The following is a 15,400-nucleotide window of genomic DNA, read 5'->3' on the forward strand; positions in this document are numbered from 1 at the left end:
TTGCCACTGTGTTTTCTATTTTTGTTCAAGTAAACAGTAGATTTTAATGGAACATTTTATAGTATCGGCACGTAAATATCGTCCTCAAAATTTTGAAGATGTGGTAGGGCAACAAGCTATTACCAATACGTTAGAAAATGCTATACAAAACAACCATTTAGCTCAAGCTTTATTGTTTACAGGACCTCGTGGAGTTGGTAAAACATCGTGTGCTCGTATCTTGGCTAAACGTATTAACCAAGAAGATGCAACTACAGATGATGAAGATTTTGCTTTTAATATTTTTGAATTAGATGCGGCTTCTAACAACTCGGTTGATGATATTCGTAATTTAACAGATCAAGTTCGTATTCCGCCTCAAACAGGAAAGTACAAGGTTTATATTATTGATGAGGTTCACATGCTTTCTCAAGCCGCTTTTAATGCTTTTTTAAAAACGTTAGAAGAACCGCCTGCACATGCTATTTTTATTTTAGCAACTACTGAAAAACATAAAATTATACCAACGATATTATCTCGTTGTCAAATTTTTGATTTTAAACGCATTGGTGTTTTAGATGCTAAAGAGTATTTAAAAACGATTTGTGCTAAAGAAAACATTACTGCTGAAGATGATGCATTACATGTAATTGCTCAAAAAGCTGACGGTGCAATGCGTGACGCCCTTTCTATTTTTGATAGAGTTGTAAGCTTCTCTGGAAACAATTTAACTCGCGAAGCTGTTACTCAAAACTTAAATGTGTTAGACTACGATGTGTATTTTAACATTACCGATTTATTACTTCAGAATAAAATTCCAGAAGTCTTAATGGCATTTAACGATGTATTGGGAAAAGGTTTTGAGGGACATCATTTTATAAACGGTTTGGCTTCTCACTTTAGAGATTTGTTAGTTGCAAAAGACCAAGCTACCATAGCTTTATTAGAGGTTGGTGATAATACTAAGAAAAAATATTTAGAGCAAGCTTCTAAAGCCAGTATGCAATTTTTACTCCCTGCTATAGACAAGGCTAATGATTGCGACTTGAAATATCGAGGAAGTAAAAACCAACGCTTATTGGTAGAACTTACTTTAATGCAAATTGCCTCTATCACTTTTGATGGAGCAAAAAAAAAATCTAGCAACTACATAATTCCTGCTACTTTTTTTACCGCTTTATCTCCTTCTGTCAAAAAAACTGAGGTAAAGCCTATTGTTACAAAAACTCCTAAAAAAATGGAATCAGTACAAGTAACTAGTACTGAAATAAAAGAAAAAACTCCCACTAAACCAGTTTTAAAGAACATTAAACGACGTACTTCTGCTTTATCTTTAAAAAGCTTACAGCAAAAGAAAGAAGTAAAAAGTACTATTGATACAGAGGAAAACTTCGATAATCATCCAAGAACTCCTTTTACTCAAGATGAGTTAAAAGATGCTTGGAAAAAATATTATTTCCAATTACAAGGTTTTGGAGAACGAAGTATCGCTGCTATTTTAGCTTCTGGTGAGCCCAAGTTACAAGAAGATTTAACGATTATTTTTTCGTTACCTAATGACTTAATGAAGTCGCAACTTGAAAAAGGAAAACCTAAATTATTACGTTTTTTACGAGAAAAATTAAATAACTACGGTATCCAAATTAATGTTATTGTTAATGAAACTGTAGAAAAAAAGTTTGCCTATACTCCTCAAGAGAAGTACGACAAACTAAAAGAAAAAAATCCATTAATTGAAAAATTAAAGAGTACTTTTGGCTTAGATGTTTAAATTCTTACCTACGTAAACTAACTTCCAATCTTCTATTTTCTTTACTTTTTTCTCAAATTCTGAGATTAATAGAATTTCATTCTTTTGACTCTTAACGAAAATTGGAATCGATTTTTGATCTCTGTTAATTTCTTCAATTTTCTTCTTATAATCATCAATAGAATTAACTACTGTTTCGTGAATTTCAGGGAATTCTCTTACAGCTTCCATTAAATTAATATAATCATCTTCTATTGTAAATAAATGATCTTCGTCTTCGTAATCTTTTGTAATAACTTCCTGTGAAGTTGCTAAACGATAAGCTCCTTGCTCTCCAAAAATAGAGGAGAAATTAGAAATTACAAATTTGTTAATTGAATCACTTCCTGTCATTGCTATTAAATATCCTACATCATTAAGTTCAATATTGTCTGTAAGTTGATCATCATAAATATTTACTTCAATTGATTCTAATCCTTCTTCTTTGGCCTTTTCAACATTTTCAATATTAGAATCAATCAACACCACTCTTCTTTGGTTTTGTTTTAAATACTTAGCAATCATTCTAGCTAAATCTGAAGCTCCAACAATCATTATTGCATTTGAACGTTTTAAAAATACACCAACTAATTTAGCAAATAACCTTGCTGTAGTAGCGTTTAACAAAACAGTTCCTAACACCACCATAAATACTAAAGGTGTAATATATTCTGCTCCTTCAATTCCTTGCTTTAACAGCTTGCTTCCAAATAACGAAGCAATACCTGCTGCAACAATACCTCTTGGCCCTACCCAACTAATAAATAGTTTTTCGTTAGTTTTTAAATTAGATTTTGAGGTACTTAAAAATACTGCTAACGGACGTATCACAAACACAATTAAAGCAAATAGAAGCAATGTTTTCCACTCATATAATAGTGTTAGCTCTTTATAATCAATATTTGCTGATAATAAAATAAATAGAATAGAGATTAACAAGACACTTAATGATTCTTTAAAGTACAGTATCTCTTTTAAGTTCTTTAATTTACTATTACCAAGTACCATTCCCATAACCACAACAGCTAATAATCCTGATTCATGAGCAAATAATTCAGATTCTACAAATACTAATAAAACAGTGGATAAGGAAACTACATTTAATAAATAATGTGGCACCCATTTTTTATTAATTACAAAGATTAAAGCATGGGCAAAAGTGAAACCGAAAGTGGTTCCAAAAAGGATAATTTTTAAGAATTCTAATAAGGCTGTTCCAGTAAATCCAGCACCTCCACCTACACTTATAAATTCAAAAACAAGTACAGCTACTAATGCTCCAATAGGGTCTATTAGTATTCCTTCCCATTTTAAAACTGCTGAGACATCTTTTTTAAGCGGTATGTTTCTAAGAATTGGTGTTATTACTGTAGGTCCAGTAACAATTATTAATCCAGAAAATAAGAATGACAACTCCCAACTTAATCCAAATACATAATGAGCAATTATAGCTCCTCCAAAAAAGGTAACTGCAGATCCTAATGTGATTAATTTGGTGATAACAGGACCTATATTTTTTATTTCTCCGCGTCGTAAGGTCAAACCTCCTTCAAAAAGAATAATACTAATTGATAATGACACAAAATAGTACAGTCCTTCGCCGGGGAATAACCCTTTTTCACCATCCCAAATAGGTTCTATCCATTTACTTCCATCATCATTAAAAAATTCTGCTGCAATAGGTCCAACAAGCAATCCTATTAAAATTAAAGGTAAAATTGCTGGAATTTTAAACCTCCAAGCTACCCATTGAGCTAAAATTCCAAGTATAATTATCCCTGCTAGTTCTAACATATTTTATATTTAAAAAAACTAAAAATACAGCTTTTAATTAAACCGTATTTATATTTATTTAATTTTTTAGTTCAATAATCCTTTTCAGCTCATTCCCAAAATCATCTATAACTGTTATTGTATGAACTCCTTTTTTTGGCATAACAGCTTGTTCATGATACTGTTCTGTTATTCCAATAAATTGTTTATTTAAATACCAATATACTTTTGCCTCTGCATTGGCGTGTGTGAGCTTTAAAATTATAGGATTTAACTTATTATTCTCTCCTCGTGTTAACGATATTTTTGATGTGAGCTTAGCAGGAAAAACAAAATCCATTGTATTACTTTCCAACTGGTTACAATCTGATCTATATTTTGGAAGTGATCTGTAATCTGCGTTATTCTGCTGATAATAATAAGCCATTAGTGGTGGTAATACAAACCATGGTTTTGTTATCATGTTAGAAATTGATTCGCAATTTGAGTTCACTCTATATTTTTCAGATATATCTACCGTTATTTCTTGGTGATACGGGCATGACTTGGCTTTCATAGCACTTTTTTGAACTCTTTTGGTTATTACTGAAGGACAAATTGTCTTAGCTAAGAACCCGCTTTTCTCACAAATAGCAGCTTCTATTAAATCTTCATAGGGTTCTAAAAACCAGTTAGATTTCGGTAACACATCAAAAACATTAAACATTAATGGAGCTGCACTTCCAACTCCTGTTAAGTCTGGACGTCCTTCTCCATCAGAATTTCCTATCCACACCCCTACTACATATTTTGGGGTAACTCCAACTGCCCAAGCATCTTTATTTCCAAAACTTGTCCCTGTTTTCCATGCTATTTTTTGAGACGAATCATAATACTTCCAAGCTTGATCTGTATAAGGTCTATTTACCTCTATTAAAGTGTTTAGTGTTAAAAATGTAGCTCCAGCATCTAAAGTTATATAGTCTTCTTGAACTTTACCAAAATCTGGAGTTCCTTCTGACAAAAAACTAGGTTCTATGAACTCATTTTGGTAATACTTATGTTTTAGTTCTTCATAGTGATTTACAATTCCTGCATATCCTGCAAAGGTTTTACATAAATCCCATAAACTTGCTTCTGCTCCTCCTAAAATCAAGGAGAGTCCATAATAATCTGCTGATTTATTAATATCGCTAATGTGATATGCTTTTAAATCTTCTCTAAATTTTTCCAATCCGTATCGCTGTAACATGCGTACTGAAGGAATGTTCAGTGAACGTGTTAATGCTTCGTTCGCAGGAACTGCTCCATCAAAAGTTAGATTGAAGTTTTTTGGTGAATATCCTGCTATTTCTGTTGGTACATCTGCGACTAATTGACTAGGTAGTAAATCTCCCGATTGTAGCATTTGCGCATATAAAAAAGGCTTTAAAGTACTTCCTGTACTTCTTGGAGCGATGATATTGTTCACATCTTTTTGATGTGCTTTATCGGTTGGAGAATTCCCTACATAAGACAGTACTTTTCTTGTTTTAACATCTAACACCAATACTGCCATATTGTAGACTTCATTTTGTTTTTGACGGAAATAATGCTGCTTTACTAAATTATTTACTTGCCTTTGCAAATGAATATCAATAGAACTTTTTACACGTTGTCCTCTATACTGTTTAGTTACTTCTTGTACAAAATGTGGTGCTACTGTAGGTAACGGATATGGTTTTTGTGGTAACTCTTCTTCAATTGCTAAATCATATGTTATTTGATCTATTATTCCTTCTTCATGTAATTTTTGTAATAACCTATTTCTTTTATTTTTTAGCTTTTGTTGATTTTTTCCCGGATAAATCAATGAAGGAGCATTGGGTAATACAGCTAGAGTTGCTGTTTCTGCCCATGACAATTGATGTGGTTTTAAACCAAAATAACGCCATGAAGCCATTTCTAATCCAACAACATTTCCTCCATAAGGAGCATGAGATGCATAGAGGTTTAGAATTTCTTTTTTTGAGTGACGAAATTCTAATCGAGTGGCTAGTATTAATTCTTGTAGCTTTTCAAAATATGAGCGTTCTTTATTCTTTCTTGATAAGCGAATTACTTGCTGCGTTAGTGTACTTCCACCTCTTACCACTCTTTTTGCTTTGATGTTTTCTACCATTGCTTTTCCTATTGAAATAGGATTAAACCCGAAATGCTTATAGAAGTAAGCATCTTCAAATTGTAAAATACAATGTTCAAATTTTCTAGGCACAGAGTCTAACTCAGGAAATCTCCACTGACCATCGCTGGCTATTACAGCTCCTAATAATTCGTTGTTTTTTGCAGTAACAACTGTTGATGTAGGTGTCTCAAATAATTTTTTAGGTAGGCTGAAATAATAAGCAATCACCACAAAAACTGTGATGATTGCTTTGATTTTATTTTGTTGTATCCATTTGAAAATTGTTTGCATAAATTATTTTATGTGTCAAATTTCTCCTAAAAAATATCCCTCGTACCCTCTTTTAAAATTTAACAAATAACAAACAATCACTACAAAAACCGTAATGATTGTTTAGAAACTATTTACTTAATTACCTTAATCCACTGTCCCTTAGTACGAGCTATATAATCGTTGTCATACATTGCTTCTACTTGTACTCCTGGTAAATAATATTCACCTAAATACGAAGCATTCACTAATACTCTAAATGTTTTGGTTTCGTACTTCTTCAAGGTAAAGTAGTTACTGATACTTGCATCTCGTATATCTGTATAATCTACTTTTGAAGATGTTGTATTGTTTCCAAAATCAGTAAAACGTGTATTTACAATTTCCCATCCTGAAGGAATGTATTGCGTTAATGCTACATTTTCAATGGTTTCACTTGTTGGATTTTTCACTGTAACTTCTGCTACAAAATTGGTTCCTTGTGACAAGTTATCTGGAGTAATACGAGCTCCATCTTTTGTTTTGTATGTAATAGTGGTTTCTAAATTCTTTTGGAATACTTTTTCTTCACCTACTGGTAAAATTCCTTTGTTTAGTATACGTACATATAAAACTCCGTTGTTTTTGTTAGTTATTTTTAATGAATTTTCTTTTTGAATAGCTATTAAATCTTTTGCTAACAGCGATTTTGAAGTACTTGCTTCTCCTGACGCCTTATTTAAAATATAACTTGTATTAATTCCGTCACTACCGCCATTTTTTAGAGCATATTGGCTCATTGCCAACAAACTATAGGCTGTAGTTTGTGTACTCATCCAACGCTCGCTTGATAGGTTTTCAGCAATTTCTTTTGCTAATTTTATTGATTTAGTTTCGTCATCCAACAGCATATAGGTTTCTAAAGACATTGCTTTGTTTCTAGTTTCAGAACCATAGTTTGAATAATATCGTTTTGTATAGGTATAACCGGTTATTCCTTTTAAAATAGATTTTGCTATAGCCTTTTTACCTATTAAAGCATACGCGCTTGCTAATCTCATTTTTGCTTCATCTGAAACTCCCATTGATTCGCGTAAACGGTTCATTGATGCTAAATCAGGACTATTTGCTAAACTTAACGTGTATAACCTATATGCTTGTGATAAAGAATTATTGTAATAACGTGAGTTATTTCTCCAATTACGTGCTTGTTGCTTTTGATATCCTATCCATTTTGATTTGAAACCAATAGGTAGTACATACCCTTTCTTCTCAGCCGCTATCATAAAATGACCTGCATAAGACGTTCCCCAACTATCTGCGGTACTATTTCCTTGCCAGTATGACAACCCTCCATTAGATAATTGGAAATCTGATAAACGTTGAATTGCTGCTTTTATATTTCTTTCTGTTGAAGCTATCTTTTCTTTTGATAACTCAAATAATTCGGGTAAAAACAACTGTGGAAAAGCACCTGAAGTTGTTTGTTCTACACATCCATGCGGATAACGAATTAAGTATCCCAAACGCTTGGTAAAGTTCATTGGTGGTAAGGTTGATAATTCTAACGTAGCTCCGTTCGTTCCTTTAGTACCAAAACTTGTAAAGTTAATCTCCCCTACTTCATTAGATTTCAATACGACATCTTTTACTTCAGTAGTTACTGGATTTGGGTTTAACACATCTATTTCTACTTCGTAAGATGCTTTTTCTCTTCCTGAACTTGCGTCTATTTTTACTTTACCAATTCCTTTAAAATCATTTACTTTTAGGGTAAAATACGCCATTTTTTCATCTGGCTGACTAAATGAAACGGTTTGTGTTTTATCTCCTACAATAGTATATGCTTCGTTTGGTTGTACTGTAACTTTTACATTTTTAATGTTTGGTTTCATTGCAAAAACAGTAACTGGTAAGGTAACGGTTTCTTGTGGTGTTATTTTACGAGGCAATGATGCTAAAATCATTACTGGTTTTCGTACAAAAGCTGTTTTTTCATCGCTACCGTACGCATCTTTTTTAGTATCAGTAGCCACCACCATAGCTCGAACAGATCCTACATATTTAGGTATTTTTATTTTATGTTCCTTACTGTCTCCTTTTTCTAAATCGAAAGGGCCTAAATACGTAACCATTGGTTTGAATCGATTCGCTTTTCGGTTTTTACTTCCTGCCTCTGCTTCATCTCCTCCAATACTTAATATTTGATTTACTTTTCCACCGTAAGCACCAATAACGTCATCAAAAATATCCCAAGTTTTTACACCAAGAGATTGGCGTGCATAGAACACTCCCCATGGATTTGGTGTTTTAAAACGTGTTAAATCTAACAAACCTTCATCTACCAGTGCAATGGTATAAGTCATTGGTCTACCTTTTTCTTCTTTTACTTGAATAGTAGCTGTTGATTCTGGTCTTAACTCGTCCGCTAACTGGATTTTTGGTTCTAATTTCGTTGCAGGATTATGTACCAACATTGGTATTGAACCGTACATACGAATTGGTAAATCGTTTACTGTTTGACTATGTTTTTGTAACAATGAAATGTTTACAAATACATTTGGTGTATAACTCGCTTTTACTGGGAAACTAAACGATGTTTGTTGTGCTTGTGTTGGTACCCAGAAATGATCTAATACTTCTGTTCCATTCTCAATAGTAATAAATGCTTTTCCTCCTTCTGAAGACGGAAACTTCACAGTTGCTTTTTCATCTACTTCATACGATTCTTTATCGGTTGTAAATATTAACATCGTAGCGTTACTTTTATCTTGATTTCCTTTCTTTTTAGCATACCAAGAAGGCCAATCAAAATATACTACATTTGAGGTAACATGCTTGCTTTTTGAGTCTTTTACTTTTATTAAATAACGTCCCCAATCATTTTCGTCAACCTTTAATTTAAAAGTCCCTTTACCGCTTGCATTTGTTGTTACTTTTAATTTCTTATAAGGTTCATGATAACGTGTACCATCATAACTAGACAATCCATTATCAGAAGTACTCCACCACCAACGCCATGATAATTTATATACATTTACTTCTAAAGTATTTGCTATTCCTACTCCTTCTTCATTTACTGAAGCTACATTAAATGTATAGTTTTCATCTGTAAATAAATAGTTTTTAGATTGTGGTTCTTCAGCATCTTGTAATCCAGCATACGAAGTATACGGTGACACTTTATTAGAAAATACATCGGTACTAAAGTCTCCTCCATTTTCATATACTTTTGTAATAAAACTCGCTCTTAACATTCCTGGAGCTTTACTATCTAATTTAGGTTTTACCGAGAATTTAGTAGTTCCATCATTACTCAAACTTCCTTTTAGCACTTTAAACTCTTCTGTTCCAAATCGACGAGTTACATCATCAAAGTTATAGTTTTTGAATTTTGAAAACTCCGTATTGGTTTGTGAGAATTTCCCGTTGATATCTAACTTTAATCCTCTTGCTATTGCTCCATGTAACCATTTTACTTCTACATTTCCTGTAATAGTTGAATTTGCTTTGATGAACTCTGCATCTGTAGCTAGTTTTATCTTTAATCGATTCGGTTTTATGGTTTCAATCTTTAATGTTTTATTGAAAACAGCTCCACCAACACTTACACGTAACTTCCAATTACCAGTAATAGCTTCTGGGTTTGTTATAGGAGCGTATGTGTATACATTGTTTGATTTTTTTGGAAGTACTTTTCTATCGATTATTTTTCCTTGCGGATTTATTAATTCAAATTTTATTGGGTGTTCCTCTGGAATTGGATTCGCATTATCGTTTAAAACAAAAGTTAAAAACAATTGATCTCCTGGTCTCCAAACTCCTCGTTCTCCATAAATATACCCTTTGATTCCTTCTTGTAATTTCACTCCAGAAACATCAAACTTACTCATTGAAAGTGCATCACCGTCTTTCAACTTCACATAAGTTGTATTGTTGTTTTTAGTAACTACTGCAAAAAAGGCATTAGTAACATCAGAAAAAGAAACTACTCCTTCTTTATTAGTTGTTGCTGAAGTTACTTCTTGCTTTTGTAAATTATATAAAGTTACTTTTGCTCCTTCTATAGCACCTGTAGTAAGTATATCTGTTACTGCTACTAACGTTTTATTATTATTTCCTTTTTTAATTATAACTCCAATATTGGTAGCTAAAATATTTGTACTAATATCTTTGTTATAATAGTATGACGTTGTGCAAGGATCCTCTCTATCTCTCCAATTATAATCGTAGTAATAATCGTCATAGTAATTAGGGTTGTCATAGCTTTTGGTATCTATCTCCTTTTTTCCGAAAACGATGGTTTTCGTTGAAACACCTTCTGCACATTTATAATTTGAATAGTCTTTATTAAATGAAAACTCGACTCTATACATCGCTCCGTTTTCCACTTTTATTATTTCTGCTAAATCAATAGCAAAAGCATTTTCTTTACTTAGATCTAATCCTTGATTACCAAGGTTTACTGTGTATTTAGCTACAGGACGCCCTACATAACGTAAATTTCCTTGATTACTTAAACTATTATTTTGTAAAAACTGTAATACATTTTCCTTATATACTTTGTAAATTGTAGCATCAACCGCTTTTAAGTTAACTGCACTAAAATTTATTTTTAGGTTATTAGAGTTTGGAAGTATTGATCCACTCTTTATAAACTTTACCGCAGGCTTTAATTCTTCAAAATAAACCGTTTTAATTGTGTTTTCTTTTAAAGTATAACCATCCACACTCTTAATTCCTTTGAAAATCTCTAAATCAACTTTTTGTGTAAATGATGATTTTGGATATACTGTTACTTTGTTACTATTTATCTTGTATGTAAAAGCTCTTTTTTGAGTATTTAAAAACTGAATAAGTCCTTTTAAATTTTGTGATTTTTGTAATGGGTCTGAGAAGCTTATTTCAATATGTTGTTTATCTATATCAATAACTTCAACATTTAATATCTTAAAGTTGTTTTTTCCTGTTATGGTAACTTCTCTACTTCCTTTGGACTCTGACTGAATTGGTGTTCCAGTCCACTCTACCTTTAATTGTTTGTCTTCCTCATAGCGTTCTATACTGTCTATCTTAAAGTAAACTTTAGAACTTACTTTACCTACAGTACTAAACTTTATAGCTTTTTCTTTCCCATTATATGTAGCTCTAATTAAAGATGGAATTTTTTCCGTTTCTATAATATCACTAGCAATTAACTCTCCTTCTACTGCATATAGTTTTTTATTATGAACACTTGGAGCTTGTAAAGAAACGTTGAATAATAATTCTTTAGTTTTTACTTTAACAGTAAAGTTCTCTAAATCTTCCTCTATATCTTCATATAATTTAGATAAATGAAGTGTTATTAAATACTCTTGATTGCTTTTTAGTTTTTCAGCTGGAACAAAAACTAACTCATTATCATTTAAAACTACTTCTCCTTTTATAGCTGGTTTTGTAGTAATAACTTCAGTGGCATCAAAGTTTGTCGTGACTTTATTTTTTAATACAAATTTTAAGTTAGGGTTTACCGATATTAGCTTATCTGGAAAAACACTAATATATTCACCAAATTCATTTACATTACTTTCTGTAGTAACTGTTTTTTTACACGAATTAGCTGTAATCATTAAAAAGACTAATGCTAAAGCGCCAATAATTTTTCCCATTTTTTTTTGTAACTGTAATTTCATTTCCTTAGAAGTTTTCTGTCTTTCTCTATTTTATCTAAAACTACTGAAAAATATTTTTAAAATATTACCCTATTTAGAATTTGTAGCAATCTATTTAGTATTCGTAATTCGGATCAATATTTTTTAAAGCAATTTTCTTAAGAGATTTTTTCAGCAACAAATTTACCATTTTTAGAGTATTTATAATACAATTAGCACTTATATTTTTTACTTTTACAACCTCAATTACACATTATGCTTGGATTACAATTTGACACAGAAACTTCATGGGTTGAAGTTGCTAAAAACGGATTAGAACAACTATTAACAGATCATGCTTTTGCTGAACAAAAAGCTGCTTCAAATGCTGTGTCAATTATTATCAATTACTCTGAAGAAACTGAACTTGTTAAAGATATGAGTGATATTGCTATTGAAGAAATGGAACATTTTAGGATGGTACATAACATAATGATAGAGCGAGATATGGTTTTAGGACAGGCTACTAAAAACGATTATGCTTTAAAATTGCAAAAATTTTTCCCTCATACAGGTAATAGAACAGAAGCGCTAATTCACAGACTTTTAGTTGCTGCTCTAATAGAAGCACGTAGCTGTGAACGTTTTAAGGTTTTTGCTGATAATATGGAAGATGAACAATTATCTAAATTTTATTTGGATTTAATGGTTTCTGAAGCAAATCATTATACCTTATTTTTAGGGTATGCTCGTAAGTATATGGATCGTGAAATCGTTGATAAAAAATGGGAAGATTTATTGGCTTTCGAAGCCGAAATGATGCGAGAAAGAGGTAAAACTGCAAAAGTTCACGGATAGTGTTTAGTAAAGAAGAATCTGCCCGATTGCGTAAAGAATTTTGGACTAGTTTTGGAAAATCTTTTCCAAGAAAATGGTTGTTATACAATACCAAAATAAAGGGATTTGCTTTTAAATTTCAAGCGGATAGAAAAAACGCTTCAGTTTGTTTAGATTTCGAACATCCAGAAGATGTAGCCAATGAATTACTTTACGATCAACTTCTTTCTTTGAAGAAAATATTGGAAACAGAATATTTACCTGAAGTTATATTTGATGATAATTTTGAGTTAAACAATCACAAAATTATTCGTAGAATTTATATCCCTTTTGATAAAAAATTTAGTATTCACAATAAAGATACTTGGAGAGATTGTTATGAGTTTTTTGTAGAGACTATGACACAGTTTGAACTGTTTTTTTATGAATATGAAGACTTTATAAAACAGGCTATCTAATCATACAAAAATACGTTTAAGCATAAAAAGAAACTTGTTTTAAATTGTATTTTGTACTATTTTTGGACTTTTAAAATAATTTAACCCCTAACCCCTATTAAAAATGAATAACTTCCCCTTTAAGTTATTGGTACTATGTTGTGCCTTAGTTTTCTTTTCTTGTTCTTCAAATGAAAATGAATTAATTGACTCTCCTTCTGATTCTACCGTTAGCATAGAAGAAAAATCAATAGAAAATGAAATTCTTGATCTTATTAATGATTATAGATTAAGCAAAGGCTTATCTACTTTAAAAAAACTTGAAGCTATAAAATCTCAAACATATAATCATACTATGTATATGATAAAGAAAAAAGAGCTTTCTCACGATTTTTTTCATGATCGTAAAGATTATTTAGTTGAAAACACAAATGCTATTAAGGTTGCTGAAAATGTAGCTTATGGATATTCTACTGCTGAATCTGTTGTTAATGGATGGATTAAAAGCGAGGGACATCGAAAAAATATTGAAGGTGATTTTACCCATTTTGAAGTGACTGCCGAAAAAAACACTGGTGGTACATGGTACTATACCAATATTTTTGTAAAAAAATAACAACAATACTTGATAAGACCTCTATTTTTAAAATAAATAGAGGTCTTAGATATTATTTTTTATAATCATTAACAATTATAAATTTTGAGCGTCTGTTTTCTTGATGCTCTTCATCTGAACAAGGTACACCATTAGAACATTTGTTCACCAACTGCTTTTCTCCATAACCAATAGCACTTTCTATCCTGTTGGTAGCTATACCTCTTGAAAAAATATAATCTCTGGTAGATTTAGCTCTTCTATCTGATAAAATCTCATTGTATTTATCACTACCCCTACTATCTGTATGAGCTTCAATTTTAATAATCATTTTTGGATGATTCTTCATTACTCGTACAATATGCTCTAGTTCATAAGCTGCATCTGGTCGTATATTCCATTTATCAAAATCGAAAAATATAGGATCTATTACTATTTCGTTTCCTATAATTAATGGTGTTAAATATAAATCACGCTCTATTTCTATACCTCTTACATCTGTCGTTTCAATATTATTAATGAAGTCATCTTTATAATCTAGTTTTGTTCCTCTTAAAGAAAATTTCTTCTCACATTCAACTTCAAAAACGTAAGTGGCATCTTCTTGAGTTACGAACCTTTTTACAACTTTTCCTTTAAAGTCTATAAGCTCTACTAAAGTGTTAGGTAAAATTTCTTTTGTTCTTTTATCAAAAGTTCTCCCTTTTATATATTGTTTACACTTTAAGGTTTTAAACTTATATAAATCATCCTGTCCTTTTCCTCCTGGTCGGTTAGAAGAAAAGTACCCTGTTTTTGCATCTTCATTATAAAAGAAAGCAAAATCATCATATCCACTATTAAATGGAGCTCCTATATTTATAACTTCTGACGAGTTATTTTTTAGTAAATCAGATTTAAAAATATCTAATAATCCTAAATTTGCATAACCATCCGAAGAGAAATATAAGGTATAATCTTTAGCTACAAAAGGAAACATTTCTCTTCCTTTTGTATTTATTTTATCTCCTAAGTTTATTGGTGCTCCATACTCTCCATTAGCTAAAATAGCTACTTTATAAATATCCGTTAACCCATAACTATCTGGTCTATCAGATACAAAATATAATGTTTTATCATCCGGACTCAATGCTGGATGTCCACTAGAATACATTTTATCATTAAACGGTAACTCTTCAATATTATCCCATTGCCCATTAACCAACGTAGCTTTGAATATTTTTAAATGTGATGTACCTTTTTTACTATACTCTAGTTTTTTCTTTTCGTTTAAATTATTTCTTGTAAAATATAACGTTTTCCCGTCTTTAGTTATTGCTACACTCGATTCATGAAAACCCGTGTTAATTTTAGAAGATACAATAGGAATAACACTTACTATACTATCTTCATCTTTTTTATTTTTAATAATTTTGGCTTGATATAAGTCTAAATACGGTTGGTTATTCCATTCATAAATTTCACCATCTTTTTTTCTTGTCGAAGCAAAATATAGTTTTTGTCCATTTACATACGTTCCAAACTCTGAGTTTTTAGTATTAATTTCTAAGTTTGCTACTACTACAGAGTCTTTATTAAGTGTTTTTAATTTATTATAGTCAACATTTTTTACTTTTAACGCTTTGTCAGATATCTTTTGAAGCCATTTATCTGCTTTGTCATACTCTCCTATACTTCTAAGTGACTGTACATACTTATATATAGCATCATCAGTTAAGTTTTCTTTTCTATTTGAAGCAACTCCATACCAATAAGCAGCTTGTTTAGAGTTTGAGTTATTATAATAACAATCTGCCAACCTTGTTATCATATCCACCCCATCATCTCCTTCGTTTATGGCTTTTTTATAAAATTCAGCTGCTTTTACATACGCATATTCTTTATAAAATTTATTTGCTATTTTTCTTTGAGAAAATGCAAAGCTTGATAAAAAAAGTAGTATCAGTGTAATTTTTGTCTTCATAA

8 protein-coding genes are annotated in these 15,400 nt (G+C 31.2%); 4 read left to right on the forward strand and 4 right to left on the reverse strand.

Going from position 1 to position 15,400, the window contains the following annotated elements; translation table 11 throughout:
- The first annotated feature begins 46 nt into the window (after positions 1-46).
- Entirely contained in the window at positions 47-1,750 is a 1,704-nt protein-coding gene (dnaX, locus tag AC3VJB_RS05210; protein ID WP_253680054.1) for a DNA polymerase III subunit gamma/tau, read from the forward strand.
- On the opposite strand, the gene AC3VJB_RS05215 is transcribed toward dnaX, so the two are convergent.
- From AC3VJB_RS05215 to AC3VJB_RS05225, 3 genes are all read right to left on the reverse strand, one after another.
- The gene (locus tag AC3VJB_RS05215; RefSeq protein WP_047790574.1) at positions 1,739-3,562 is read right to left on the reverse strand and encodes a cation:proton antiporter; all 1,824 of its coding nucleotides are present in this window, start codon (positions 3,560-3,562) and stop codon (positions 1,739-1,741) included. The genes dnaX and AC3VJB_RS05215 overlap by 12 nt on opposite strands.
- Positions 3,563-3,620: 58 nt before the next feature.
- Positions 3,621-5,975 (reverse strand): penicillin-binding protein 1C, encoded by a 2,355-nt coding sequence (gene pbpC, locus AC3VJB_RS05220; protein ID WP_497666848.1) that lies wholly within the window; start codon positions 5,973-5,975, stop codon positions 3,621-3,623.
- Positions 5,976-6,088: 113 nt separating this feature from the next.
- Positions 6,089-11,584, reverse strand: coding sequence for an alpha-2-macroglobulin family protein (locus AC3VJB_RS05225; protein WP_437824805.1), 5,496 nt, complete (start codon positions 11,582-11,584; stop codon positions 6,089-6,091).
- A gap of 258 nt (positions 11,585-11,842) precedes the next feature.
- Between AC3VJB_RS05225 and AC3VJB_RS05230 the strand changes: the two genes are divergently transcribed.
- The 3 genes from AC3VJB_RS05230 to AC3VJB_RS05240 all read left to right on the forward strand — a co-directional run bounded on the left by AC3VJB_RS05230 (position 11,843) and on the right by AC3VJB_RS05240 (position 13,456).
- Positions 11,843-12,424, forward strand: a complete 582-nt coding sequence (locus AC3VJB_RS05230) for a MiaE family protein (RefSeq protein WP_073183535.1) — start codon at positions 11,843-11,845, stop codon at positions 12,422-12,424.
- Positions 12,424-12,861, forward strand: coding sequence for a DUF4268 domain-containing protein (locus AC3VJB_RS05235; protein WP_047790571.1), 438 nt, complete (start codon positions 12,424-12,426; stop codon positions 12,859-12,861). The genes AC3VJB_RS05230 and AC3VJB_RS05235 overlap by 1 nt, the downstream gene beginning before the upstream one ends.
- 103 nt (positions 12,862-12,964) lie before the next feature.
- Complete coding sequence (locus AC3VJB_RS05240) at positions 12,965-13,456, forward strand: CAP domain-containing protein (protein WP_047790570.1); 492 nt, start codon at positions 12,965-12,967, stop codon at positions 13,454-13,456.
- A 52-nt stretch (positions 13,457-13,508) separates the two neighbouring features.
- On the opposite strand, the gene AC3VJB_RS05245 is transcribed toward AC3VJB_RS05240, so the two are convergent.
- The gene (locus AC3VJB_RS05245; protein WP_437824808.1) at positions 13,509-15,398 is read right to left on the reverse strand and encodes an OmpA family protein; all 1,890 of its coding nucleotides are present in this window, start codon (positions 15,396-15,398) and stop codon (positions 13,509-13,511) included.
- Positions 15,399-15,400 lie beyond the last annotated feature (2 nt).

The organism is Tenacibaculum sp. TB-53, assembly GCF_059716285.2.